A 25,325-nucleotide genomic window follows, 5' to 3' on the forward strand; every position below is an offset into this window, starting at 1 on the left:
AGGACACAGCTGGCCTGGCGCAAAATCGCTACACTCGGTGGGAGCACAATCAGCTACAAAACGTAAGGATTTGGGTACATATATGATTCGCAAAATCGCACGCCCAATGCTGGCATCGGTCTACGTGATCGACGGCGTTGAGACGTTGTTGAACCCGGCAGCCCACAAGGACTCCGCAAATACTGTCCTGAAGAAGCTGCGCACCGCTGTTCCAGCCGAGTACCGCGGCTTCGTTCCGGAGGATCCGGAATCCGCTGCAAAGATTGTCGGCGGCGTTAAGGCTGGCGCTGGTTCCCTGTTCGCAATCGGCAAGTTCCCGCGTCTGTCCGCTACCCTGCTGGCTGCAACCGCGATCCCGACGGTGATTGGCCGCCACGCATTCTGGGAGGCCGACAGCGAGGAAGAGAAGGCTCGTCGTCGCAGCGGCGCCCTGACCGACCTTGGTCTTGCTGGTGGCGTGCTGCTGGCAACTGTTGATACGGCTGGCAAGCCGAACATGAAGTGGCGTGCGCAGAACGCCGCTTCCGTTGCGCAGAAGAACATCAAGCAGGCGCTGCCAACCAAGTCTGAGACCGAGAAGGCCTTTGACAAGGCTGGTGACTGGTTCTCTGACCGCACCGACCAGGTTGCCGATTACATCGACGACAACAAGGGCGACTGGAAGAAGGCCGCTTCCAAGGCCGGCGATACCGCTAGCGACTGGTTCGACGACGCTAAGAAGCAGGCTTCGAGCTTCCTTTCCGACGCTGGTGACTGGCTCGATGACGCTGCAGACAAGGCAGAGGGCAAGGTCGATGACCTGAAGCCGTCGAAGATCCAGCAGTTCAAGGCGAAGCGCAAGGTCAACAGCGTTGTTGGTGACCTGCAGGATCAGCTCAACGATCTGCAGCCGTCTACTCTGGACAAGTTCAAGGCGAAGCGCAAGGTCAACAAAGCAACCGCGAAGGCTCAGGACAAGGCGCAGGGTGCCATCGACAAGCTGGAGAAGGCTTGGGACAAGCTCGATGCTGATCCGTCCTGGATCACCAAGCTGAAGTGGAAGCGTAAGGCCAAGAAGGCTGAGAAGCGCGCGAAGAAGCTGGTGAAGAAGGCTCAGAAGAAGCTCAGCTAAGCACTGAACTTAGTTGAACGTTACGGCCCCGAGGCGTTGGGAATATTTCCCGCCTCGGGGTTGTTTGTTTTGAGGATGCAGGATTTACAGCACAATCTTTCACCTGACCCCGTCGCCGACGAGCAGTCTCACGCGGATACGTTGTTCGCACACCTCGACGCCGAGGTGGCTCGTGCCCGTGCGAGGCTCGAAGAGGTTCAGCGTGATGTTGACCCGGACAACCCGGATTCGGACGCTCTTGTGCGGCGAGAAACTGAGTACCACGGCCTCAATGCCAAATTGGACACGCTTGGCGTTGCTGAAGCCGGGCTTGTCTTTGGGCGCATTGACGTTGCAGACGATGAGCCCGAAAATCCAGTGCCGGGGCGTGAGGATTTGGACCGGCGCTACATTGGTCGACTCGGCATTGACGACCGCGAGGATAACTACCGCACGTTGTTGCTCGATTGGCGTGCCCCGCTCGCACGCCCCTTCTACCTTGCGACGACCGCCCACCCAGAGGGCGTGGAGACGCGCCGAAATATCCGCATGCGGGGGCGCAAGGTTACTGCGGTAGATGACGAGGTGCTGTCCGGCGACAACGCAGACACATCGGTGGCCGGGGTTGGCTCTGAGGCTGCGCTTCGCCGTGCGATGAATGAAGCGCGCACGGGTCATATGCGCTCAATCGTGGAGACGATCCAGCGCGAGCAGGACGAAATCATCCGCGATCCAACCCGCGGCGTGATGGTTGTACAGGGCGGTCCGGGTACGGGCAAGACTGCGGTTGCCCTGCACCGTATTGCCTATTTGATGTACACGTGGCGCGAGCAGCTCAGCCGCACCGGCGTGCTTATCGTGGGTCCGAACCCGGCGTTTTTGGAGTACATCTCCCGTGTGTTGCCGGAGCTCGGCGAGACTGGCGTAGTGCTTTCCACTGCTGATCAACTCGTCCCCGGGTTTACGCCTACGGGCAGCGATTCGATCGCGGCTCGGGAGGTGAAGGGGTCGGAGGAGATGGTGACGATTCTCAAGCGCGCCGTGCAAGCCTACGAAACTGTTCCCGACAAGCCGGTCGTGCTGACGATTGATTCAGTAGCCATTGAGGCCACGCCCGCCATGATCAAGGCCGCGCGCACTCGCGCACGTCGCTCCCGCCGGCCGCACAATCAGGCGCGTCCGTTCTTTGCAGAACACCTCACCCAATCGCTGGCGGAGGCTTTGGCCCAAAAGATTGGTGAAGATCCCCTCGGTGGTGCCAACCTGCTGTCTGCTGCAGACGTAGATCAGCTCCACGATGACCTCGCCGATGAGCCACAGGTGCTAGCGCTTATCGACGAGCACTTCCCCGAGCTCGACCCCACCGACCTACTCGGTGAGTTCCTCACCGATGAGGATGCGATTGCGCACGCTGCTTACGACTACGACGACTACACACGTGCGGCGCTGCTGCGCTCCCCGGAGGAGGACTTCTCCCCCGCCGATACTGCACTTGTGGACGAACTGGCGGTGCTGATCGGCACCGTCGATCCGGAAGAAGCCCGCCGCAAGGAAGAAGCCGAGTGGCGCGAACTCGTGGAGGAGGCCGAAGACGCGCTGGATATCCTTGCCTCGTCCGAGTCCACCGATAACGATGACGACCAGTTTGAGGCGGAGATTCTTTCTGCGGCTGACGTGATCGACGCAGAGACGCTCGCTGCTCGTCAGCGGGTCACTGATAATCGTTCTACCGCGCAGCGCGCCAGTGCGGATCAAACATGGGCCTATGGACACATCATCGTCGACGAGGCGCAGGAGTTATCCCCAATGGAATGGCGCATGGTGTTTCGCCGGTGCCCGGCAAGGTGGATGACCCTTGTCGGAGATACCGCGCAGACTTCCTCGCCAGCAGGCGTGGACGATTGGACCGCAGCACTCGAACGCTTTGTGGGTCAGCGCTTCCGTCTCCACGAGCTGACGGTGAACTACCGCACGCCGAAGGAAATCTCAGATTATGCGGCGGAAGTTCTGACACAAATTGATCCGGAGGCGACTGCACCGACGGCAATCCGATCCACCGGCATTCCGGTTGATTTTCTTCCGGCAGGTGCGGAGGTCGCCGACAAGCGGGATGGGTTGCATGCGGTGATCGATGTGCACAACGTCGACGAGATGAAAGGCCTCGAATTCGACCACGTCACCGTGGTGGAGCCACAAAAAATCGTAGAGGCCTCGCCACAAGGGTGGCAAGACCTCTACGTCGCTGTCACCCGCGCCACGCAGACGCTGACGGTGATCGGGAACTAAGCGAGAAACCGCTTAGTTCACGGTGTGGACGATCATGACGTCGCAGTTGGACTGACGCGCGACATCAGCCGGCACCGAACCGAGCAGACGGCCGGTCAGCGAGTTGATGCCACGGTTACCGACGATGAGCAGGTCAGCGTTGTTGTCGTTGACGATCGCCATGAGCGCCTCAACCGGGGTACCCGGACGGGTCGCGGTCTGGACGTCGGGTGCACCGAAGGAACGTGCGTGCTCAGCGGCACCCTCAAGGTTCTCTAGAGCCTTCTGGTCACCGAGGATGGTCACGGAGTCCTGGCGCAGGGCCTTGGCAGCCTCATCCTCGTTCTCGTAGTAGGCGGTGCCGATAACGAGGGTGGAGCCGAATGCAGCAGCCAACTTAGCGGCACGCTCTACGGCCAGGAGGGACGACTTGGACCCGTCGGAGCCAACAACAATGGTCTTGTACGGGGAATCGGCCATGTGGAAATCACCTTTCAAGATTACGGCGCGGATATCGGGGACATTCTACCCACGAAGGATTTAATTGTGTCCCTCAGACCGGGTATCGACGAGCATGACATCCACCGGCGCCTTCTTCGCCACGTTGCCCGGGATATTGCCGAAGATCCGGCCCGCCATGGAACGCATGCCCTTGTTACCTACAACGAGCAGATCAACGTCATATTCCTGCACCGATTCCACCAGCACGGTCGCGGGTTGGCCGCCTGAGGAGACCAGGTTGATTTCCTTCGCCTGCTCCTCTTCAGCAATCTTCTTTGCCTCAGCCAAAATGTTGCGCGCGTTCGTCTCCGTCACGATGTCGACACGGCTGAGCTCCGCGTTGGTGGAGTTCAGCATCGACCCAGACGCCGTGTAGTGCGCGCAGATAATCGTGAGTTTCGCGTCGTACACGCGTGCAAGGCTTGCGGCGGCACGCACGGCGACCATGGAAGTCGGTGAACCGTCAGTACCGACGGCGATAGAAGTGTAGGTGTGCATGAGGATTCTGTCCTTTCGCTAATTTCCTGTGTCTTTAATACCACGCAGTTCGCGTTTGAGGTCAGCGATCTCATCCCTGAGGCGTCCCGCCAGCTCAAACTTCAGTTCCCGAGCGGCGTCGCGCATCTGGACGGTGAGGTCGTCGATAAGCTTTTGCACCTCGTCAGAGGCCATGTTCGCCACATCTGGCTTCTCCGCGACAGCGGTGTCTGAACTCAGCGACGCTGGCGCGTCCGCATCCGCGTTCTCGTAGACCTGATCCAAAATGTCGGCGATAGCCTTGCGCAGTGGCTGCGGGTCGATGCCGTGTTCCTTGTTATATGCGATTTGTTTTTCGCGGCGACGCTCGGTCTCGTCGATTGCTTCCTGCATCGATTCGGTGATCTGGTCCGCGTACATGATGACCTCGCCGGAGACGTTTCGGGCTGCACGACCGATCGTCTGGATGAGCGACTTCGTCGACCGCAGGAAACCTTCCTTATCGGCGTCGAGGATGGCGACGAGCGAAACTTCAGGCAGGTCGAGGCCCTCACGCAGGAGGTTAATGCCGACCAAGACGTCGAACTCGCCAAGGCGCAGCTGGCGTAGCAGTTCGACACGCTGCAGGGTATCAATGTCCGAGTGCAGGTAGCGGACCTTGATGCCGTTATCCAGCAGGTAATCGGTGAGATCCTCGGCCATGCGCTTTGTCAGTGTGGTCACAAGCACGCGTTCGTTTTTGTCCGTGCGGCCGCGGATTTCGTCGATAAGGTCATCGATCTGTCCCTTCGTCGGCTTCACGGTGACCTTCGGGTCTACCAGGCCAGTCGGGCGGATGACCTGCTCGACGAACTCGCCTTGCGCTGCCTCAAGCTCGTAGTCGCCCGGGGTCGCGGACATGTAGACCGTCTGGCCGACGCGCGCTTCGAACTCATCAAACGTCAGCGGGCGGTTATCCACCGCGGACGGCAAACGGAACCCGAACTCCACCAGGTTGCGCTTTCGCGACATATCACCCTCGAACATGCCACCGATCTGTGGGACGGTGACGTGCGACTCGTCGATAATGGTGAGGAAGTCTTCCGGGAAGTAGTCGATCAGTGTCGCCGGCGCAGAGCCCGCGGGGCGACCATCCATGTGGCGCGAGTAGTTCTCAATGCCGGAGCAGAACCCGACCTGCTGGATCATCTCCAGGTCATACTCAGTGCGCATACGCAGGCGCTGAGCCTCCAACAACTTTCCTTTGTTCTCCAACTCCTCGAGGCGGTCTGCAAGCTCTTCTTTAATCGCCTCGATCGCCTTTTCCATGCGCTCGTCAGTGGCCACATAGTGCGTTGCCGGGAAGATCCGGACCTCGTCTTCCTGGCTGAGCACATCGCCCGTCAACGGGTGGATGTAGTAAAGCGAATCCACTTCGTCGCCAAAGAACTCCACACGCACCGCGACTTCTTCGTAGGCCGGAATAATGTCCACGGTGTCGCCTTTGACGCGGAAGGTACCGCGCTTGAAGTCGATGTCGTTGCGTTCATATTGGACGTCGACAAGCAGGCGGAGGAAGCGATCACGTTCCACCTCTTCCCCGACGCGCAGGACAACGGAGCGATCCAGGTACGACTGCGGGGTACCCAAGCCATAGATGCAGGACACCGAGGACACCACGACGACGTCGCGGCGCGACAACAATGCGGAGGTTGCGGAGTGACGGAGGCGCTCGACGTCGTCGTTAATCGACGAATCCTTTTCAATGTAGGTATCCGTCTGCGCGATGTAGGCCTCCGGTTGGTAGTAGTCGTAGTACGACACGAAGTACTCCACCGCATTGTTCGGCAGCAGTTGGCGAAGCTCGTTGGCCAACTGCGCAGCCAACGTCTTGTTCGGCGCCATCACAAGGGTGGGGCGCTGTTGCTTTTCGATCAGCCATGCCGCAGTTGCGGACTTACCGGTACCGGTCGCACCCAGTAGCACGACATCGCGCTCGCCGCGGTTGAGGCGTTCATCCAACTCGGCAATGGCGCGCGGCTGGTCGCCAGAGGGTTGGAACTCTGACACCACCTCGAATGGTTTTTCGCGCCGCTCAATCTCACCGACAGGGCGAAACTCGGACTGCGCGAGGACTGGATGTTCAGCAGCAAAAGCCATGCTCGCCAGTGTATCGACGAAACCAAAAACTGGATCTATAAGTAAATCTGCTTGCAGGCAATCACTAAAGACAATACCTTTGTACTTATAGATTTAACAGCGCACTACCAGCGCACGTCGGAAAGTACAGGTGAAGCGTTCTATGCAGATGACTCGAAGACAGATGCTGCGGGCGACCGTGCTGGGTGGAGCGACCCTTGCCTTGGCGTCGTGTACCACCGCCCCCGTCGAGGAGATAAACACCTCTGGTCCACCTCGTCGCGGCGGCAGGCTCCGGGTGGGGCTCGTCGGAGGTTCTTCCACCGACACCGTAGATGCGCACATTCCAACGAGTGCTTCTGACGGCACGCGTTTGATCAACATGTACGACTCGCTCGTACGCTACGACACCAACTACGACCTGCAGTACCGCCTCGCCACGGCTATTGAGCCAAACGACGACGCGACGGTGTGGACCATCACGCTGCGCGATGGTGTGCAGTTCTCAGACGGTCGACCGGTGCGCCCTGAGGACGTCATATTCTCCTACGACCGTATTCGCGATCCCGACAACCCGAAGTCCGGTGCTGCATCGATCAACCACATCGAATCGATGGAGGTCACCGGACCGAATGAGTTGCGCATCTACCTCAATGCCCCGGACGCGACGCTCATTGACAGTCTTGCCGAGTATCAAATGGGCATCGTGCCGGAGGACTACGATCCCAAGAACCCGATCGGCAGCGGCCCTTTCAAGCTTGAGCACTTCTCCCCCGGCCAGTCGACGAAGATGGTGCGCAACGAGAACTTCTGGGGAGAGACTCCCTACCTAGACAGCGTTGTCATCATCGACTTCCAGGAGGAGGACGCCATGCTCAACGCATTGCTGTCTTCCCAGGTTGACGCAATCGGCAGCCTGAACCACTCGCTTGCACGTGTGATCGATGCAGACCCGCGCTTGGACACCCTCATTTCGCAGACCGGCATGTGGTTGCCGCTGACGATGCGCGTGGACGTTGCACCGTTTGATGATGTCCGCGTGCGCCGCGCCATGCGCCTTGCCGCGGACCGCCCGCAATTGGTGGACCAGGTCTACTCCGGCGAAGGTCAAGTGGGCAACGACATGTTCAGCCCGTACGACCCCGCCTACCCGGAGGACATTCCCCAGCGTGGGCAGAATATCGAGGAGGCCAAGCGTCTTCTCGCGGAGGCGGGCTACCCGGACGGTATCGATGTCACCCTCAACGCCGCTGAAATCCAGACCGGCGCGTTACGTAGCGCCCAGGTATACGCAGAGCAGGTCCGTCCTGCTGGCATCAACGTAACTATTAACCAGGTTGATTCCTCGACATTCTTCGCCGACGGCAACTACCTGGAGTACCCGTTCGCGTTGTCGTTCTACTACACGCGAAACTTCCTCCAGCAGGTCAACCAGTGTGCAACGGCGGATTCACCGTTTAACGAGACCCACTGGGTGGACCCGGAGTTCACTGCGTTGGCCAACGAGGCCCGAACGATTGTCGACGACGAAAAACGCAGCGAAATGATCCACGAGCTGCAGCAGCGTCTCTACGACGACGGCGGCTACATCATCTGGGGCTTTGCCAACCAGATTGACGCGTACCACAAATACGTGGTGGGGCTTCAAACCCACCCCGGCGGTATGCCGCTGGGCCAGGCCATGTTCGAGCGAGTTTGGATTGCGGAGGCATAAGCACACATGGGCAAGTTCATTCTTCGCAGGCTCGGGGTGAGTGTCTTCATCCTGTTCGCTGTATCCGTCATCATTTTCTGCGCGACGTTGCTTCTGCCTGGCTCGCCGGCCACGGCAATTTTGGGCCAGCAGGCAACGCCGGAACGTATCGCGGCGCTCGAGGCAGAAATGAATCTCGACCAACCTCCGCTCACCCGCTACTTGCTGTGGCTGGGAGGCATTTTCACCGGTGACTTGGGCACATCGACGTCCACCGGTGGCCCAGTTTCTGAACTGCTTGGCGAGCCACTGGTGAATTCGCTGGTACTCATGCTGCTCGCCGCGGCAATTTCGATCCCTGTCGGCGTGCTCCTGGGTGTGTATGCGGCGTGGTGGCGCGGTTACAAGCGCGATTCGGCGATCACCTGGGTGACGTTGATTCTCGCTGCGCTGCCGGAGTTCGTCATCGGTATCGCACTGGTCACGTTGTTCGCTACCTCGGTGTTCCAAATTTTGCCGGCAGTGACCATGTCACCTCCGGGCAGTCGTGTGTGGGAGTTCCCAATGCAGCTGGTGTTGCCAACCTTGACTCTCGCGTTCGTCGTCACGCCTTATGTGGCGCGTATGACTCGCGCAACGATGATCGAGGCACTGGAATCGGGCTACGTCGAGATGGCGCGACTGAAAGGCGTGCCCGAGCGTCGCGTGGTGTTCCGTCATGCGCTGCCCCACGCGGTCGGGCCCATTGCACAGGTCGTCGCAATCCAGCTCGCGTGGCTGGCTGGCGGCATTGTGGTCGTCGAGTATCTGTTCCGCTACCCCGGCCTCGGCGTCGCGCTCATCGATGCGGTGAACTACCGCGACGTACAAGTTGTTCAGGCTGTCTCACTGCTGATCGCCGCGGTATATGTCGTGGTCAACCTACTGGCGGATCTTGTCAGCATTGCGGCTAACCCGAAGTTGAGGAGTAACTGATGTCTGCACCAGTACACCCCCAAGAACCAGGGAAAACCCCGAAACCCGTGGTCGACGATTCTGAACTGAAAACGTCGGTGTCCAAGCCGGAACCATTGCTGTCCCGAATTTGGGCACAGTCCGAAGGCAAGGTCGGACTCGTCTTGACGGGGCTTGTCATCGCGTTGGCGGTCGTCGGGTATTTCTTCGCCGAGCAGATCACCGGTCGCAGCACAACGGAGTTCATCGGCCTGCCATTTACGGACATCGGAGTGTTTGGCACCGATAACCTTGGCCGTTCGGTGCTGTCTCGCTTCGTTGCCGGTGGCCTCATCCTGTTGGTGACCGCGTTTTTGGCCACGGTCCTCGGCATGGTTGTCGGCACCATCATCGGCATGATTGCGGGATACGCAGGTGGCAAAGTCGATTCGGTGCTGATGCGGCTCAACGACGTGATTTTGGCGTTCCCACAGCTAATTTTTGCCATGTTGGCCATCGTTATTTTTGGCCCCTCAGCAACCGTGCTCGTCCTGGTCATTGGTTTGACGCACGCGCCTCGCATTGCCCGTGTGGCACGTGCTGCGACGATGTCCGTGACAAACGAGGACTACATCCGCGCCGCCCAGATGTATTCGGTGCCGCACTGGAGAATTCTCATCCAGGAGATCGCGCCCAACATCACCGGCCCGCTGGCTGTGGAGGCGGGTCTGCGTCTGACCTACTCCATTGGTTCGATTGCCTCGCTGTCCTTCCTTGGCCTTGGCATCCAGCCGCCGGCTGCGGACTGGGGTTTGATGATCAACGAGAACCGCATCGCACTATCGCTGCAGCCGTGGGGCGTGCTTCTGCCGGTGGCTGCGGTTGCTGTGCTGACTATCGGCACCAACATGTTGGCCGACGCCACAGCGCGCGCCACCGCAACCACTGCTACACCGCCAAAGCGCGGCCGCAACCAGACCATCGACCCGGAACGGGTGCCGAAGCACGAGCCCATCCGCCACAACGGATAGCAGCAAAGGGGAATGACGAATGACTACCGCGATATCCGCGAACCAAGACGGCAACACCAAGTCGTCAGATGATTTTGTGCTCAGCGTGAGCGACCTTCGCCTGGGCACGTTGGAAGGCGCTGAGATCCTCCACGGTGTGGACTACACGCTGAAACGGGGCGAGATTGTCTGTCTAGTCGGCGAGTCCGGCTCGGGCAAAACTACTGCCGGTTTGGCTGCTATGGGTCATCTTCGCCCGGGACTGATGCTTTTCGACGGCACCGTGACCCTCCATTCCGCAAACGGAACCGACTATGACGTCCTCAACCTCAGCGAAGCTGATCTGCGGGAACTTCGCGGCAGCCGCATCGCGTATGTGCCGCAGGATCCGGCACTGAGTTTGAACCCGACGATGCGTATCGGTGAACAGATCCGTGAAGTGCTCGACGTGCACTCCTTCGATGGCGATGCTGGTGCTCGTGTCCGCGAAGTCATGCGCGACGTGGATTTGCCGGACACCGACGAATACTTGGCCCGTTGGCCGCACCAGCTCTCTGGTGGCCAACAGCAGCGCGTCGGTATCGCAATGGCGTTCGCCATGTACCCGGACGTGCTGATTCTCGACGAGCCTACGACCGGCCTCGACGTATCCACCCAAGCCCACGTGCTGGACACCGTGCGCGAGATGACGCACAAGAACGACATCGCTTCGTTGTACATCACGCACGATCTTGCAGTGGTGGCTGAGTTGGCGGACCGTGTCGTGGTTATGCTGCGCGGTGACATCGTCGAAGAAGGCCCTGCGCAGGCGGTGCTGTACAACCCACAGCACCCGTATACTCAAAAGCTTCTCGCCGCGATTCCAGATTTGCCGGGTCGAAAGAACATCACCGGCCACGGCATCGCCTCTGCCGTCCAGGTTGAGGAGCGCGATAGCGCTGCCCCGCTGCTGCAGGTGAACAATCTGGAGATGGCCTACGGCGACAACAAGGTCCTCCACGGCATTGATCTCACGCTCGAGGAGGGTGAGTCGATTCTTCTGCTCGGCGAGTCTGGCTCCGGCAAGACAACGTTGGCTCGATCAATCGCAGGTCTCAACCCTGGCTACACCGGAGAGGTGCGCCTGCGGGGCGAACTGCTTGAGCACGGCAGCCGCGAGCGCACCGTGGATCAGCGTCAGTACGTTCAATACATCTTCCAGTCGCCGTTTTCCTCGTTGAACCCGCGGCGCACGATCGGTGAGTCGCTGAGCGTGCCACTTGTCATGTCGGGCAAGTTGTCGCGGAAGGAGCACCGCAGGGTCGTCGAGGACGTCTTGGAAGCTGTCCAGCTCGACCGGAGTTTCTACGACCGTCGCCCGGGTGATCTGTCCGGTGGTGAGCGCCAACGCGCTGCGATTGGGCGTGCGCTCGTGAATGCTCCTGACGTGTTGGTGTGCGACGAGATCACGTCGGCTCTCGATGTGTCGGTCCAGGCATCGATCCTCGAGCTTCTTGCAGACCTTCGCGCAGAGCGCGGTCTATCGATGCTGTTTGTCACCCACAACATTGCGCTGGCACGTCACACCGCCACGCGTATTGCGGTGCTGAACAAGGGCGTTATCGTGGACGAAGGGCCAGTCGATGATGTTCTTGAGCGGCCAACGCACGAGTACACCAAGTCCTTGTTAGCAAATATCCCGGAACTTTAACTCTCTTTGAAGAAAGGCTTTTAAGTGCCCATTACTCCGCACCCGTTGACGCGCGATCTGAAAGCTTTGCCAGTTCCGGATCTTTCGTCCACGCTCGAGGCTTACATTCATGCGCTTGAGGCGGTTCTCGACGAGACCGAGCTTGCAGAAGCGAAGGCGATCGTCGCTGACTTCGCGCAGTCGCAAGCCCCGCGTCTCGACGAGGCACTGCGGCAGCGCGCAGCAACCCGTGAGGCCGAAGGCACGAACTGGCTTTCCGACGAGTGGTATTCGAGCTACCTGGCAACCCGTGGGCCACTGACACTGACGACGAACGTGGGTTTCCAGCTGGCGCTGCCATCTGAGGAGACTGGCTTGGACCGTGTGGTTGACGGCATCCGGCGAGCGTTGGTTGTTCACCTCCAAGCTGCGGGAGATGACTTGCCGGACTACGTGGACGCGCGCGGCAACCGCATTACCCAAGACCAGTGGTTTGTCTTTGGCGGAGGGCTGCGCCACCCGAGTGCCGGTGTGGATGAGATCATCGTCGCCACCGCAGGCACTGCCAACCGCGAGATCGGCGTGTTTGTCGATGGGCACCTTTACGCAGTACCCGTGACCGACGAGGCTGGCGAGCCGATTGCAGCTCCGAACCTGCGAAACGCGCTTGAGACGGTTCTGGACGCCCCGCGCAAGCAGAGCGTGGACTTCAACGCGGCATCGCTGCTCGGCTCCGAAACGCTTGCAGAAGTACTGCCGGACATGTTGGCACAGGGCGACAACGGCGATGTGTACAAACGTCTGCAGGAGTTCCTCTTCACCGTCGACCTGATCGACTACGGAGTAACCACACACGCTTCCGACGAGGAGCGGATCAACGAACTGACCTTCCTCCCCCGTGGTGCATGGACGTACAAGCCGCTGAGCTACCAGTTCAGCCTGACAGATCCCTGGAGTGCAGTGCACGTTGAGCACTCGTGCCAGGACGGCGGAACCCTCGTTACCGCGATCACGCGCATGCAAGAAGCGGAGATCGGTGTCGGCGCAGATTTCGTCGCAAAGCCGCAGGAACTGCGCTGGGATCTCGATAACGCGCTCACCACGCGCATCGAGAAGAGCGTTGCCGAGGTTGCGGGCGCGGCGGAGAAATTGCGTACCCGCATCGTGCACGTGCCGTTTGACCAGCCTGCGGACCTGCCGTTGAAGTTCAGCCGCGATGCTTCAGCGCAGTTAATGATGACTATCGCGCAGCAACTGACCTACGGCCGAGTACGCGCGGCATATGAGGCCGTTGACATGCGTGAGTTCCGTGCCGGACGCACGGAGTGCTTGCGCGCCGCCACACCCGAGGCTGCTGCTTTTGCGCGAGCGCTTGTGGAGGGTACGGCTGAACAGGCTGGCCTCGAGGACGCCATCAACGCGCATCGGGCATGGGTGAAGCGGTGCAAGTCTGGCAACGGCTTCGACCGACATATCCAGATGATGGCGACTATCGACGACACTCACGCATTCTTCAACGACACGCGTGTAACCGCTGCTCGTCGCGATTTCTTATCCACGACCTCGATCGGCGGCGCTGCTCAGATCGTTCGCTACTGCTTCGCACCGGCGTTGCCAGAAGGGTTCGGCATCGCGTATACCCCGCTGCACGACGATACGGAGTATTGCGTCTCCTGGAACGCAGCGACTGCCGAACAGCCGGAAGAGTTCCTGGCCAACCTGACAAAGGCCGGCGAGTTGCTCTGGCAGTTCTGCGCTACGTTGAGCACAAACGCTGAGTAGGGACAGTCAGACGGCGTACTTTCGCACTTCGGCAAGCCACTGGTCAAGTTCGCCTGCGTCCTCCCACATGGAGTAGAGCTCCGAGCCACCTGGTCGAAGAATCGAACGGGCGCGCCGTCTGATCCACTGCCGATCGTCGAATGTGAACGGCGAATCGACGCCGGCACCACTATGTCGCTCGGGGAGATGTCCGTTAAGCATGGCAGCAAGCGCGATGACGGATGCAGCCTCATCAGTTCCCAGCGACCCAAGCCCACAATCGAAACGGAATTGGGCAATGTCGAATGTGCCGTTGACCACTGCGTCAACCGCTTCGATTGCGGGGTCGTTATCAAACGGCCCTGTATCCCAAGTTCCCATACCGCGTCACGCTAAAAGGCGTAGGTAAATCAATGATTGCCATAGAGTGAATTTCCGCGGTATTTCCAGTGAGAAACTCACGCGTCAATCATCCGTACGACCTTTTCTACCTGTGCTGCAAGTGCCTCGAGCGGCCCGTTGTTATCCACAACGATGTCGGCTGCCGCCCGTCGGGTGTCGTCGTCAACCTGCTGCGCGATGCGCGCCCGCGCGCCCGCTTCAGTGAGCCCCCGCTTGTCGACGAGCCTGCGTACCCGCTCGTCCACATCAACATCGACGACGACCGTCATGTCCATGTCGTGGTGTAGGCCGAGATCCACAAGCAACGGCATGTCGTAAATCACCGCGCGAGCGCCTGCCTTCTCTGCCTCATCGAATCGCCGGTTGGATTCAGCGCGGATGGCCGGGTGCGTTAAAGCGTTCAATTTCTCCGTTTGCTCCGTCGAAGAGAAAGCGCGTTTCGCCAGCTCTGCGCGGTTTAAGGCGCCGGTGTCGTCGATAAGGTCCTCGCCAAAAACCTCCGCGACCTGTGCGAGCACCGGTGAGCCTGGTTCCATGATCTCTCGTGCGATCTGGTCGGCGTCCACTACTGGGAAGCCTTCGTCTGCCAGCATTCGTGCGACTGTGGATTTGCCGCTGCCGATTCCGCCCGTGAGTCCAACTTTCTTCATGCATGTGAAGATAGCAAAGCGCCCCGCCCACCATGACGGTGATGCGGGGCGCTGACGCTGATTGCTTAAAGGCAATCCCTAAGCACGAACTCGTCGTGGCTTAGTTGCCAGCAAGCTTGTCGCGCAGAGCAGCGAGCTGCTCGTCGGAAGCCAGCGAGCCGATGTTCTCCTCAGCCTGGTCAGCTGCCGGAGCTGCAGCTGCAGACTCAGAGGAGTAATTGGCCTGATCGCCAGCCTGCTCTGCAGCCTCGGCTGCAGCGGCGCGGTGACGCTCGATCTGGGCAGCGTGTGCCTGGTGGCGACGCTCTGCCTCGGCGTAACGAGCCTCCCACTGCTGGCGAGCCTCGTCGTAGCCTTCCATCCACTCGTTGGTCTCCGGGTCGAAGCCCTCCGGGAAGATGTAGTTGCCCTGCTCGTCGTAGGAGTCGGCCATGCCGTAGCGGGACGGATCGAACTCTTCGACGAAGTCCTCGTCAGCCTGCTTGAGCGACAGGGAGATACGACGACGGTCCAGGTCGATGTCGATGACCTTGACCATGACCTCTTCGTTGACGTTGACAACCTGGTCCGGAACCTCGACGTGGCGCTGAGCCAGCTCGGAGATGTGGACGAGGCCCTCGATGCCCTCTTCGACGCGGACGAACGCACCGAACGGAACCAGCTTGGTGACCTTGCCCGGGACGATCTGGCCCACAGCGTGGGTGCGGGCGAAGACACGCCACGGATCCTCCTGTGTCGCCTTCAGCGACAGGGAGACGCGCTCGCGGTCGAGATCGACGTCGAGCACCTCGACAGTGACCTCGTCGCCAACAGCGACAACCTCAGACGGGTGGTCGATGTGCTTCCAGGACAGCTCGGAGACGTGGACGAGGCCGTCAACGCCGCCGAGGTCAACGAATGCACCGAAGTTGACGATGGAGGACACAACGCCCTTGCGGACCTGGCCCTTCTGCAGCTGGTGCAGGAAGTCGGAGCGGACCGCGGACTGGGTCTCCTCCAGGTAAGCGCGGCGGGACAGGACCACGTTGTTGCGGTGCTTGTCCAGCTCGATGATCTTCGCCTCGAGCTCCTGGCCGATGTACGGATCCAGGTCGCGGACGCGACGCATCTCGACCAGCGATGCCGGCAGGAAGCCGCGCAGGCCGATGTCGAGGATGAGGCCGCCCTTGACGACCTCGATGACGGTACCGGTAACCGGCTGGTCGTTGGCCTGCAGCTCCTCGATGGTGCCCCAAGCACGCTCGTACTGAGCACGCTTCTTGGACAGCATCAGGCGGCCTTCCTTGTCCTCCTTGGTCAGGACAAGCGCGTCGATCTCATCGCCGACCTCGACCACGTCCTCCGGGTCAACGTCGTGCTTGATGGAGAGCTCGCGGGTGAGGATGATGCCCTCGGTCTTGTAGCCGATGTCGAGCAAGACCTCATCGTGGTCCACCTTGACCACGGTGCCGGTGACGATGTCACCGTCGTTGAAGTACTTGATGGTCTCGTCGACTGCGGCAAGGAATTCCTCAGGGCCACCGATGTCGTTGATGGCAACCTGGGGTGCGTTGGTAGTGCGCATAAGTAGTATGTGCTCCGAAAAAATAGGAGATCGTGATTGGACAGAAGCGTCTCTCTCAGCAGCGTAAGCGCCGAAACGCTCGCGAGTGCTGATCTCGCAGCGGGCTGGTCGCCACACCCTCCTATTACGATGGACGCCAAGCTCGCGCGTAGACACGCCCGCACGAGTCTAGACACTTTCCGCAGCTAGAGCAAATGATCTGGGCCCCCGGGCACTGCAACGCAGTTTACAAGCAAGGGACTACCATGACGTAAGTCCATAACTCTACAACTCAGAAAGTGTGTTCACCCTATGTGGAAACGCAGCCTTGCCGTCGCAGCATCGTTCGTCGGCATCGTCGTCGGAGCGGGTTTTGCCTCCGGCATGGAAGCACTCCAATACTTCGTCGCCTACGGCACCCAGGGCTTTTGGGGTGTAATCGTTGCTGGCGTGACCATGCTGCTAGCCGCCACCGCATTTGTCACATTCGGGTCGTATTTCCTCGCCGACGAACACAATGAAGTCTTCTACAAGGTGGCATCGAAGCCTGCCGCGTTCCTCATGGACTGGTCTGCGGTTATCTGCATGTTCTCCGTTGGCTTCGTCATGTTTGCTGGCGCAGGCTCGAACCTGAACCAAGCATTCGACTGGCAGATTTGGGTGGGCGCGGTACTCATGCTTGCACTGATGCTTATCGTCGGCCGATTCGACGTTGACCGCGTCGCCTCTGTCATCGCTTGGGCAACTCCCCTGCTGGTGATCTTTGTGCTCATCGGCGCGATCTATTCGTTCACCCAGATCAGCGTCGACTGGTCTGAGGTGGATAACTTTGCGCGCAACGAAGTAAACCGCGCTGACGGCACCCCGTACTGGTTCTTGGGTGCACTCAACCACACGGGACTAAACGCCCTATGCGGTGTCTCGATGGCGATCGTGATGGCCGGTGATGAGTTTGACACTAAGAGCACGCGGATTGGCGGAGTCCTTGGTGGACTCATTTACGTGGCACTTCTTGCCCTTCTTGTAGCCGCGCTGCTCATGCAGGTCGAGGCAGTAAACGGCCACGACATGCCACTTTTGACCGTGCTGGATAACGTCCACCCAGTCCTGGGCTTCATCATGACCTGGGTGATCTTCCTCATGGTGTTCAACACCTGTTTGGGCATGTTCTACGCGCTGGCAAAGCGACTCACCAGAAAGAACCCAGAGCGCTTCTACCCGGTCTATGCCATCGCCTGCATTGTCGGTTTTGGCCTTTCCTTCGCCGGCTTCCAGCCGCTCGTTTCCAACCTGTACCCGATCCTGGGCTACCTCGGCCTGTTCGTGATGACAGTGATGACCGTCGTCTACTTCCGCCACCGCACCCGCCTGAAAGAAGAAGGCGAGCGCCGCGCTCATGCGGTCGAAGCAGCGCTTGACGACGACACCTCGGACGAGATTGAAGATCTCGCTGAAGACTCCAATCTCGAGGAGGATGAATTTAAAGAAGCAGTTGAAGACGCCGTCGAGGATGCCTCCGACGAGAAAACCGTCAGTGACGTGTAGGCCAATCAGGCCTCGCTAACACCCCAGCGGGGGTAGGTGTCGGGGGTAGAATTTTGGCACTTACCCCCACGTAACTAAAGGATCCAAAAAGCCGTTCACCTGTCCACATAAGCTGCGACTTATTAGACATTCCGTCACATGCTTAACAGTTACTGTGTATTGCTTGTGCGCCCGCTCAGTAGCAATTAAGGTTTTACCTGGTTCTTGAGGAATAGCCCCAGAACAGAGTGAAATATAAGCACTGTCTGAGGCTCGGTACCTAATCGAGAATCCCGCCGCTAGGTGGTAACAAAATAGAAAAAGGAAATGGCCTGGGGGGTTGGGCCACGTCGGGGGATACGGTAACTGGGGACGCCGTACTCGAGGCGGGCATCAGATGAAGTTTGCGTGCTTCACGTGATGCCCGCCTCGTGCTTTCCCGAAACGTACTCGCGGTTAGTGCGCCGCCTCTTCCCAGTTTGCGCCAGTACCTGCAGACACCTCTAGCGGGACGAGGAGTTCGATTGCCTTGTCCATTTCGCGCTCCACGATCGCTTGGACGGCGTCTAGCTCGCCCGGGGCAACCTCGAGCACCAACTCATCGTGCACCTGCAGGAGGACACGTGATGCGTAGTCGCGCAAGGCGTCGTCGACACGAAGCATCGCAACCTTGATGATGTCCGCAGCAGTGCCCTGGATCGGGGCGTTCAGCGCCGCACGCTCGGCGTTCTCCCGCGCGATTCGGTTGTCACTTGTGAGTTCCGGCAAGTAGCGGCGGCGACCGAACACCGTCGAGGTGTAGCCGTCGCGACGCGCCTGCTCGACGACCTCATCAAGGTAGCGCTTTACCCCGCCGAATCGTTCGAAGTAGTTCTCCATAATGCCCTTCGCCTCACCGGCAGAGATCGACAACTGTTGCGACAGGCCGTAGGCAGACAAGCCGTAGACGAGGCCGTAGGACATTGCCTTGACCCGGCGACGTAGCTCTGGCGTGACCTGATCGATCCGAACATCAAACACGCGGGAGCCAACGAAGTTGTGCAGGTCCTCCCCCGCCCGGTACGCCTCGATCAGGCCCTCGTCTTGGCTGAGGTGCGCCATCACACGCATCTCAATCTGCGAGTAGTCGGCGGTAAGCAGGCATTCGTAGCCCTCGCCAACTACAAATGCAGAGCGGATCTTGCGCCCGGCCTCAGTACGCACCGGAATGTTCTGCAGGTTCGGCTCCGCCGAGCTGAGACGCCCCGTCGAGGCCACAGTCTGATTAAACGTGGTGTGGATCCGGCCATCCGGCTGCACCGTCTTAATCAAGCCTTCCACCGTGGACTTCATCTTCTGGTGCTCACGGTGCGCGAGCAGATAATCAAGGAACGGGTGCGGATTCTTCTCTGCGAGTGCTTCGATCTCAGCCGCAGCAGTCGAGTAACCCGTTTTCGTCTTCTTCGTCTTCGGCAGCGCAAGCTTGTCAAAGAGCACGACAGAGAGCTGCTTCGGGCTAGATAGGTTCAGGTCCGGCTCGTCGACCAGCTGACGCGCCTGCTCTTCGACCTGCTCAACCTTGTGCGTCAGGTCCTTGCGCAGCCCCTCCAGAACGTCCAGATCAACGGCGATGCCAATGTGCTCCATTTCCGCGAGCACCGTGACCAGTGGCAGTTCGAGGTCCGCGTACAACTCGTAGGAGTTGATCTCGCGCAGGTCCTTGGACAACTCTGCGGCAAGCTCCAGAATCGCCGCAGCCGCATCCACGTCGCCCGAATCATCCAGCAAGCTCAGCTGATCAGAGCTGGTGCTGAGCTGGCGCTGCAGGTGACGCTGGTACACATCCTCGAGCGCATACGTGCGCTGGCCGGGACGCAGCAGATACGCCGCGATCGCAGTGTCGTGTGCGATACCGCGCAACTCGATGCCACGGCCACGCAGCATGTGATAGGCAGCCTTGGCTTCGTGCAGGAACTTCGGGTCATCCGACTCGAGCCAGGTCTTCAGCGCCTTGTCCTCATCAGCCGACAGATCGGCGGCAAGTTTCGCAATGCCGTGGCGCTGCTTATCGACGATAGCCAGCGCCGTCAGATCACCCGATCCAGGCGTCGCCGTACCGGAAAGGTACAGGGCAAGGCCTTGACCTTCATGAGACTTCAGCCAGGTGTCCAGAGACTCGTTATCAACCGTCACGTCAGCCAGCTCCACCGTCTCAGGTTCGGGTGCGCTGCCATCGGTCGGTACCGCGGCGAGCACGCGTTCGCGCAGATTCACGCCGAACTCGAGGTCGTCGAAACGCGCCGCAACCTGGGCGACATCGGCTGGCTTGAGTTCGAGATCACCCGGCGCCACGGGCAGTTCCACATCGGTGACCATTGCGGTGAGTTCGCGGTTCAATCGCACCTGGTCAATGCGTTCGCGGAAGTTGTTGGCTGCTTGCCCCTTCAACTCATCCGCATGCTCGATAAGCCCCTCGAGCGTGCCGTACTGCGTAATCCACTTGGTGGCGGTCTTCTCCCCCACTTTCGGCACATTCGGCAGGTTGTCTGACGGGTCGCCACGCAGGGCCGCGAAGTCCGGGTACTGCTCAGCCGTCAGGCCATATTTCTTCTCCACCTCCGCCGGGTTAAAGCGCGTCATCGTAGACACGCCACGCATTGGGTACAGGAGGGTCGTAGTGTCGTCGACAAGCTGGATGTAGTCGCGATCACCACTGACCAGAACAATCTCGTAGTCACCATCTGCACGAGCCTGGGTCACAAGCGTGGCGACGATATCGTCCGCCTCAAAGTTCTCCTTGCTCAACGTCACAATGCCGAGATCCCCCAGCACGTCCTCAATCAGCGGAACCTGGCCTTTAAACTCAGGTGGAGTAGCCTCACGCTGCGCCTTGTACTCCGGGAAACGCTCCGTACGGAACGTCTTTCGGCCCACGTCGAACGCGACGGCAGCGTGCGTCGGCTTTTCGTCGGAAAGAATATTGGCAAACATGGACAAGAATCCGTACACCGCATTCGTGTGCTGCCCACCCGACGTGGAGAAGTTCTCCGCAGGCAACGCATAGAACGCGCGGAAGGCCATCGAGTGGCCGTCGATCAACAGCAAACGCTTGGATTTTTCCGATGTTGTAGTCACGGTCAGCCAGTCTAGCGGGCGCCACGACACGACCTTCCGCACCTAATCAACCTGCGATTTCACACATCGGGATGAACTGCGATACACTTTCGCGCGTCGCCCCAGTAGCCCAATTGGCAGAGGCAACGGATTCAAAACCCGTCCAGTGTGAGTTCGAGTCTCACCTGGGGCACCATCTCGGGAGAGGGTTTTCGGAAAGTTTTCCGGAACCCCCTCCCCTTTCGTTTTCAGCAAGAAGTGACACGGCTTGCTGGTAAACATCGCTTTCCTAAACCTCAAAACCCGGAAATTCACCACCAGGCCGAGTCGGAAGCAAGCAACGACACGTTGACAGCAGCACAGGAGATCGCGGTCGCCAATGGTGGTCCGGCCCCGCCCCGCATGAGGCGAACCAAGAGCGCTATAGAGAATTAGCGGAGGTAATCGAGTACCAGCTCACTGAGACGAAAACGGCATAAGCGAAAGGAAGAACGAGCGGAACGAAGGCACCTATAGCAATACAGACCGCAAGCAAGCCGACGGACTTAAGTCCACCTTTGAGCTCTGTAGATGACGCAACGAGAAGCACTGTCGGTATGGCAACGACGAAAAGAAGAGCGATGAGCAGAAGAGCAGGCGCCCCGTGTAAATACCCCGCAAGAAGAGTCCCGATGCCCGCGCAAATCCACAAGAGCTTTTGCAAACTCACAACTCGTACCTCCGGCTACTTGTTAGGCGTATTTGCACGAGTCTAGTTAACCCTTCTTTTCCTTCCTGCGGGCTTCTCTGCGTTCGCGGCGTCGAGCGCGTTTGGCTTTGCGGATATCGACGACCCAACGCGGTACGAACGGCCACGGAAGTGGAATCCCGAACGCGCCCGTAAAACCAATGATTCCGATGCCCCCGGCAGCCATGCATAAAACAAGCAACACCGTTTCAACAGGCTCGGGAAGGTTCATAATTCCGAACAAAACGAAGGCACTGGCAGTACCAATAACCAGCGATCCGTAGGGATAGACGAAGAGCGCGCCATCGCTCTCTGAACCGTTTACATCGCCCTCGTCGTACCATTCCTCCGTTTTGGGCGCCCTTCGCACGCCCTGGATGTAGAAGGTCCAGCAAGCGATCATCAACAGGACTCCACCGATACAGACCAGCAGCACAGTAATATCAAGATCCCTGCTCATAGAGTATGACCTCCAAAGCTTGAGTGCCAGGTACCAAACAAGCTACCAGCGTCTGATCAAGCAAGCTCGGGAGCAATTTGAAGGTTCGCGGCTAGTTGATCAGGCCGTAGCTGCGCCAAATCTTGAGCATCTTAGGCCGGTTTTTGTAACGGATGGCTAGCTCTTCCATCTTTTCCAGCACTGCCTTACGCGCGACTGGATCGGCCGGGAAGCAGTTGATGATTTGCGTCGCCGATGCGGCAGCCTGCTTGTACGCCCTGTCGCCACTTGCCCGAGCAATGTGCTCAGGTTCCCTGAGCATGATTTCAAGTGCACGTTCCGGATCGTGACTGGATAGCACTGAACGGGCGAATTCAAATGCAGAGTGAACGTCGGCCTCGTCGCCATCTACCACCGACAGGCCCAATTCCGGATCGTTGAATCTCATTGCCGCTTGCAGGAGCATCACGTCTCTGCCCGGGATGCCCTCTGGGATGAGGTCGATCACGTCTTCGGTCACTCCCGGTCCATGGATCACGCGGTCAAATGTCACTGTTCCCGGGTTTTCTTTGAACTTTTCAATGCGGTAGTCCAACAACGCTTTGTCTCCCAGGTAGGCGCGCAATCGGTTTTCAAAGAAATCGATTTCGTTCCACTGGATCGGTGTATCCCACTTCGAAAGGACTGCTTTGACCTCATCTTTCCTGCCCCGTGACTCATAGAACTCGATGAGGTCCTTCACGGAGTTACCGTCGAGCAGTATTGATTCGATCTGGTCGTCGTCGCCACGCAAGAATGCAACATCGAGGAAGAGCGCCTTGGCACCGTACTTCGGTGGATTCGCCTCAAAGGCTGCGGCGATTGATTCGACCGCATCAGCGCCGAGAAGTCCCGCGTAGGCCCTCAGATCAGGCTCAACAAACGGCGCTTCCAGTGTCTCCTTCACCAACCACTTGGCAAGTTTTTGTTGGTCCTCAACGCCGTCAGCGCATGCTCGCGCGTGCAGGTCGAAGCATCGATGCAGCTCGTCGCCGAGCATCCCGGAAGAATCATCCGCACGTTGCAAAACCGCATTCAACCTCGTGATCGCGCGCTCAATTTGGGGGCGTACTGCGACGCCACGGTGCTCATCAACGTACGCCTCCACCACGTCAAGGGCATCGCTCCAGTGCCGTGCGAGTTCCATACTTTGCCAATAATCCCGAAATCCACTGCTCTTCCGCGATGCAGCGGTGATCGCCGATTTCACGTGTTCACGGACTTGTTTGTCATCGCCCGAACTCTTCAAGGCGTTAAACTCCAGCATCTCTTCGACCTCTGGAATCTGCCGCAGATGGTGAATGAGTCGCCGCAGTTCATCTGGGCTGGCAGAATCCACGTAGGTGTCCACCGCGTCTGGAGCCGACTCGTTGGAGGTAGCAGAGGAATCGGTAACCGCGGAATCGTCGAACGAGAGCTCGTTCGGGATGAGCAGCGCAAGTGCGACTGCCACCGCGTGTTTACACCATTGCGTGCCCACCGGGCAGTCGCACGTAGTGCCAACCCGATCCCCTTGCACAAACAATGTCGTTCGGTATGTCCACGTCCCTTGGACTGCGGCCTGAACTTCAGATTCAGTATCGCTAAGGATGGTGACATCTGCGGAGGAGATTTTTTTCCCTCGGTTAAATGCTCCTGAACCTGCGGCGTCTTCGATGGTTTCTTCTGTCAGCCAGCCCAAAATGGTGGTAGTCATTTCGCCAGTCTAACGCAGGTAGAGAAGAGCAACATGGGCATTAGGCGATGGCTTGGTTAGACTACGGCGCATGCGCCAGACCTATATCGCCGGCTTTGTCGCCGGAGCACTCATGTTGACCACGCTGACGGTTCCCGCACATGCACAGGAAGGGGCAGCGCAAGAGGACGCTCCAGTCTCCCCGAGCAACGCACTGAAGGACACCATCGATTCGTTTGCTGCGCTGTCTGACGCGACCAGCTCGGCAAAGAAGGACGCTGAGAGCAACAAGGACAGCACAGACGGCAAGGACTCCAAGGACAAGCCGAAGGGGCTCATCGAGGCTCTTGAGCCGAACCCGGAGAAGGATCCGATGTACATCGATCCGGAGAAAAACCCGCTGAAGAAGGTGTCTAGCTCCGAGATGTTTACCGAGTGGACCGACGACATGGAAGAAGGCGAAGGCAAGGAGGTCGTCCAAGCTTGGGCAAGGGGCTCTTCCATCCCGGATACTGCTAACCCGGTTGAGCTGTGGAAGATGGAAGCCCAGGGCTCCGCAAAGATGGGCAAAGGGCTTTTCACCGGCGATTTCGCCCTGAGCTCAGAAGGATCCAGCCAGCGTACTTCCGTGTGGATCCCGGTCGTCCTCGGCATGATGGTCATTGGCCAGATCATTGAGCTGGCTATGCGTGGTATTCGTATGGCAACACAGTAGTTTCTACTGCTCGGGCGGTGCGTTTTATCATCCCGCATTCGGCGCGTAATATACGGGACTACGCAAGTATTCATCGTATGCGGGAGACCAATGCATTACCCACCCCACGCAAAGCGGCGTCTTTTCGCCGCTGTGCTCGCCGCGGCCCTGCCGCTCGCGGGCTGCGTTACTAACACAGAGGGCGGCAACCCGGACGGCTGGGAGCCGATCGTTCCGGACGCCGTACCTGAGATTGCGGCGATGGTGCCGCCAGAAATTGCCGCAGACGGCGTGCTCAACGTCGGCGCGAACCCACCGTTCGCCCCGTTCGAGTTCAAAGACTCCACCGGGCAGGTCATCGGTGTGGAGATGGACATTGCCCGTGCACTCGCTGGTGTCATGGGGATGGACTTCGATGTTGCAGACATGGACTTCTCGATGATCCTGCCCGCTGTCTCCAGTGGCAGCCTCGACGCCGGTGCTTCAGGTTTTACCGATAACGAGGAACGCCGCCAGACCTTCGACTTCATCAATTTCCTCTACGCGGGTATTCAGTGGGCTGCCGCTCCTGGCGCCGACGTGGATCCGAATGATGCGTGCGGTTTGACGGTCTCGGTGCAGCGTACGACGGTTTCGGAGACCGACGACGTTCGTCCGAAGTCAGAAGCCTGCGAAGCAGCGGGCAAGGACCCGATTACTGTGCTTGCCTTCGACACAGCAGACAACGCAGCGCTTGCAACGCTTGTCGGGCGCGCCGATGCTTACAGCGCCGACTCCCCTGTTACCGCGTGGGCTGTGGAGCGCTCCGACGGCAAGATGGAAATGATCGGCGACATGTTTGACGCCGCGCCGTACGGCATTGCTGTGCCGAAGGGTTCTGCGCTTGCGCCGGCGATGGCTGCCGCGATGCAGCACCTCATCGATACCGGCGATTACCAGCGCATCCTTGCGCAATGGAATATCTCGACAGGTCTGCTCGACCAGGCTTTGATTAACGAACAACCAGTGGGAGAACACTAAGC

The 25,325-nt window shown here is 59.2% G+C and carries 19 protein-coding genes and 1 tRNA gene; 11 read left to right on the forward strand and 9 right to left on the reverse strand.

Annotated elements, in window-relative coordinates; all coding sequences use genetic code 11:
- Positions 1-82: 82 nt before the first annotated feature.
- Both HMPREF2734_RS03470 and HMPREF2734_RS03475 read left to right on the forward strand, forming a co-directional pair.
- Positions 83-1,111 (forward strand): DoxX family protein, encoded by a 1,029-nt coding sequence (locus HMPREF2734_RS03470; RefSeq protein ID WP_070422920.1) that lies wholly within the window; start codon positions 83-85, stop codon positions 1,109-1,111.
- 75 nt (positions 1,112-1,186) lie between these two features.
- The gene (locus tag HMPREF2734_RS03475; RefSeq protein WP_070569225.1) at positions 1,187-3,376 is read left to right on the forward strand and encodes a HelD family protein; all 2,190 of its coding nucleotides are present in this window, start codon (positions 1,187-1,189) and stop codon (positions 3,374-3,376) included.
- Between the two features lie 12 nt (positions 3,377-3,388).
- Here the strand turns inward: HMPREF2734_RS03475 and HMPREF2734_RS03480 are convergent, their stop codons facing one another.
- Genes HMPREF2734_RS03480 through uvrB form a run of 3 tightly spaced genes read right to left on the reverse strand, consistent with a single transcriptional unit; the run spans position 3,389 to position 6,472 of the window.
- On the reverse strand, positions 3,389-3,835 hold the full coding sequence (locus HMPREF2734_RS03480; protein WP_070422922.1) for a universal stress protein: 447 nt from the start codon (positions 3,833-3,835) through the stop codon (positions 3,389-3,391).
- 60 nt (positions 3,836-3,895) lie between these two features.
- Positions 3,896-4,354, reverse strand: a complete 459-nt coding sequence (locus HMPREF2734_RS03485) for a universal stress protein (RefSeq protein ID WP_070422923.1) — start codon at positions 4,352-4,354, stop codon at positions 3,896-3,898.
- Between the two features lie 18 nt (positions 4,355-4,372).
- Entirely contained in the window at positions 4,373-6,472 is a 2,100-nt protein-coding gene (gene uvrB, locus HMPREF2734_RS03490) for an excinuclease ABC subunit UvrB (RefSeq protein WP_070422924.1), read from the reverse strand.
- A gap of 148 nt (positions 6,473-6,620) precedes the next feature.
- Between uvrB and HMPREF2734_RS03495 the strand changes: the two genes are divergently transcribed.
- Genes HMPREF2734_RS03495 through HMPREF2734_RS03515 form a run of 5 tightly spaced genes read left to right on the forward strand, consistent with a single transcriptional unit; the run spans position 6,621 to position 13,538 of the window.
- Complete coding sequence (locus HMPREF2734_RS03495; protein WP_224212741.1) at positions 6,621-8,165, forward strand: ABC transporter substrate-binding protein; 1,545 nt, start codon at positions 6,621-6,623, stop codon at positions 8,163-8,165.
- A gap of 6 nt (positions 8,166-8,171) precedes the next feature.
- Positions 8,172-9,119 carry an ABC transporter permease gene (locus HMPREF2734_RS03500; protein ID WP_070483613.1) on the forward strand — a complete coding sequence of 316 codons (948 nt, stop codon included), beginning with the start codon at positions 8,172-8,174 and terminating at the stop codon, positions 9,117-9,119.
- Positions 9,119-10,108: an ABC transporter permease gene (locus HMPREF2734_RS03505; protein WP_070422927.1), complete on the forward strand. Its 990-nt coding sequence runs from the start codon at positions 9,119-9,121 to the stop codon at positions 10,106-10,108. The genes HMPREF2734_RS03500 and HMPREF2734_RS03505 overlap by 1 nt, the downstream gene beginning before the upstream one ends.
- A 19-nt stretch (positions 10,109-10,127) precedes the next feature.
- The gene (locus HMPREF2734_RS03510) at positions 10,128-11,777 is read left to right on the forward strand and encodes an ABC transporter ATP-binding protein (RefSeq protein ID WP_070422928.1); all 1,650 of its coding nucleotides are present in this window, start codon (positions 10,128-10,130) and stop codon (positions 11,775-11,777) included.
- Positions 11,778-11,801: 24 nt separating this feature from the next.
- Positions 11,802-13,538, forward strand: coding sequence for a choline/carnitine O-acyltransferase (locus tag HMPREF2734_RS03515; RefSeq protein ID WP_083308064.1), 1,737 nt, complete (start codon positions 11,802-11,804; stop codon positions 13,536-13,538).
- Between the two features lie 6 nt (positions 13,539-13,544).
- Here the strand turns inward: HMPREF2734_RS03515 and HMPREF2734_RS03520 are convergent, their stop codons facing one another.
- From HMPREF2734_RS03520 to rpsA, 3 genes are all read right to left on the reverse strand, one after another.
- Positions 13,545-13,898 (reverse strand): DUF4259 domain-containing protein, encoded by a 354-nt coding sequence (locus tag HMPREF2734_RS03520; protein WP_070483611.1) that lies wholly within the window; start codon positions 13,896-13,898, stop codon positions 13,545-13,547.
- A gap of 77 nt (positions 13,899-13,975) precedes the next feature.
- Complete coding sequence (gene coaE / locus HMPREF2734_RS03525) at positions 13,976-14,569, reverse strand: dephospho-CoA kinase (RefSeq protein ID WP_070569231.1); 594 nt, start codon at positions 14,567-14,569, stop codon at positions 13,976-13,978.
- Positions 14,570-14,669: 100 nt separating this feature from the next.
- Entirely contained in the window at positions 14,670-16,133 is a 1,464-nt protein-coding gene (gene rpsA, locus HMPREF2734_RS03530; protein ID WP_070422931.1) for a 30S ribosomal protein S1, read from the reverse strand.
- 291 nt (positions 16,134-16,424) lie between these two features.
- Between rpsA and HMPREF2734_RS03535 the strand changes: the two genes are divergently transcribed.
- Positions 16,425-17,657 carry a YkvI family membrane protein gene (locus HMPREF2734_RS03535; protein WP_070569234.1) on the forward strand — a complete coding sequence of 411 codons (1,233 nt, stop codon included), beginning with the start codon at positions 16,425-16,427 and terminating at the stop codon, positions 17,655-17,657.
- Between the two features lie 435 nt (positions 17,658-18,092).
- Here the strand turns inward: HMPREF2734_RS03535 and polA are convergent, their stop codons facing one another.
- Positions 18,093-20,696: a DNA polymerase I gene (gene polA / locus HMPREF2734_RS03540; protein WP_070569406.1), complete on the reverse strand. Its 2,604-nt coding sequence runs from the start codon at positions 20,694-20,696 to the stop codon at positions 18,093-18,095.
- Between the two features lie 152 nt (positions 20,697-20,848).
- Here polA and HMPREF2734_RS03545 point away from each other — a divergent pair.
- Positions 20,849-20,925 (forward strand) — tRNA-Leu (locus HMPREF2734_RS03545).
- A gap of 559 nt (positions 20,926-21,484) precedes the next feature.
- On the opposite strand, the gene HMPREF2734_RS03550 is transcribed toward HMPREF2734_RS03545, so the two are convergent.
- Together HMPREF2734_RS03550 and HMPREF2734_RS03555 are read right to left on the reverse strand one after the other, a co-directional pair.
- A complete protein-coding gene (locus HMPREF2734_RS03550) occupies positions 21,485-21,916 on the reverse strand; it encodes a hypothetical protein (protein ID WP_070569237.1) in 432 nt (143 codons plus the stop codon).
- A gap of 91 nt (positions 21,917-22,007) precedes the next feature.
- On the reverse strand, positions 22,008-23,630 hold the full coding sequence (locus HMPREF2734_RS03555; protein ID WP_141750414.1) for an SWIM zinc finger family protein: 1,623 nt from the start codon (positions 23,628-23,630) through the stop codon (positions 22,008-22,010).
- Positions 23,631-23,700: 70 nt separating this feature from the next.
- Between HMPREF2734_RS03555 and HMPREF2734_RS03560 the strand changes: the two genes are divergently transcribed.
- Complete coding sequence (locus HMPREF2734_RS03560; RefSeq protein ID WP_070422942.1) at positions 23,701-24,324, forward strand: hypothetical protein; 624 nt, start codon at positions 23,701-23,703, stop codon at positions 24,322-24,324.
- Between the two features lie 90 nt (positions 24,325-24,414).
- Entirely contained in the window at positions 24,415-25,323 is a 909-nt protein-coding gene (locus HMPREF2734_RS03565; protein ID WP_070422943.1) for an ABC transporter substrate-binding protein, read from the forward strand.
- Positions 25,324-25,325: the final 2 nt, after the last annotated feature.

This window comes from Corynebacterium sp. HMSC055D05, from assembly GCF_001810365.1.
GTDB lineage: Bacteria > Actinomycetota > Actinomycetes > Mycobacteriales > Mycobacteriaceae > Corynebacterium > Corynebacterium coyleae.

Excerpts from the sequence above, each read along its gene's own strand:
- HMPREF2734_RS03480 (WP_070422922.1), bottom strand. The coding sequence starts at position 3,835 with ATGGCCGATTCCCCGTACAAGACCATTGTTGTTGGCTCCGACGGGTCC.
- polA (WP_070569406.1), bottom strand. The coding sequence starts at position 20,696 with ATGGCCTTCCGCGCGTTCTATGCGTTGCCTGCGGAGAACTTCTCCACG.
- HMPREF2734_RS03565 (WP_070422943.1), top strand. The coding sequence starts at position 24,415 with ATGCATTACCCACCCCACGCAAAGCGGCGTCTTTTCGCCGCTGTGCTC.
- HMPREF2734_RS03560 (WP_070422942.1), top strand. The coding sequence starts at position 23,701 with ATGCGCCAGACCTATATCGCCGGCTTTGTCGCCGGAGCACTCATGTTG.
- HMPREF2734_RS03535 (WP_070569234.1), top strand. The coding sequence starts at position 16,425 with ATGTGGAAACGCAGCCTTGCCGTCGCAGCATCGTTCGTCGGCATCGTC.
- HMPREF2734_RS03550 (WP_070569237.1), bottom strand. The coding sequence starts at position 21,916 with ATGAGCAGGGATCTTGATATTACTGTGCTGCTGGTCTGTATCGGTGGA.
- coaE (WP_070569231.1), bottom strand. The coding sequence starts at position 14,569 with ATGAAGAAAGTTGGACTCACGGGCGGAATCGGCAGCGGCAAATCCACA.
- HMPREF2734_RS03470 (WP_070422920.1), top strand. The coding sequence starts at position 83 with ATGATTCGCAAAATCGCACGCCCAATGCTGGCATCGGTCTACGTGATC.
- HMPREF2734_RS03520 (WP_070483611.1), bottom strand. The coding sequence starts at position 13,898 with ATGGGAACTTGGGATACAGGGCCGTTTGATAACGACCCCGCAATCGAA.
- uvrB (WP_070422924.1), bottom strand. The coding sequence starts at position 6,472 with ATGGCTTTTGCTGCTGAACATCCAGTCCTCGCGCAGTCCGAGTTTCGC.
- HMPREF2734_RS03500 (WP_070483613.1), top strand. The coding sequence starts at position 8,172 with ATGGGCAAGTTCATTCTTCGCAGGCTCGGGGTGAGTGTCTTCATCCTG.
- rpsA (WP_070422931.1), bottom strand. The coding sequence starts at position 16,133 with ATGCGCACTACCAACGCACCCCAGGTTGCCATCAACGACATCGGTGGC.
- HMPREF2734_RS03485 (WP_070422923.1), bottom strand. The coding sequence starts at position 4,354 with ATGCACACCTACACTTCTATCGCCGTCGGTACTGACGGTTCACCGACT.
- HMPREF2734_RS03475 (WP_070569225.1), top strand. The coding sequence starts at position 1,187 with ATGCAGGATTTACAGCACAATCTTTCACCTGACCCCGTCGCCGACGAG.
- HMPREF2734_RS03495 (WP_224212741.1), top strand. The coding sequence starts at position 6,621 with ATGACTCGAAGACAGATGCTGCGGGCGACCGTGCTGGGTGGAGCGACC.
- HMPREF2734_RS03510 (WP_070422928.1), top strand. The coding sequence starts at position 10,128 with ATGACTACCGCGATATCCGCGAACCAAGACGGCAACACCAAGTCGTCA.
- HMPREF2734_RS03555 (WP_141750414.1), bottom strand. The coding sequence starts at position 23,630 with ATGACTACCACCATTTTGGGCTGGCTGACAGAAGAAACCATCGAAGAC.
- HMPREF2734_RS03505 (WP_070422927.1), top strand. The coding sequence starts at position 9,119 with ATGTCTGCACCAGTACACCCCCAAGAACCAGGGAAAACCCCGAAACCC.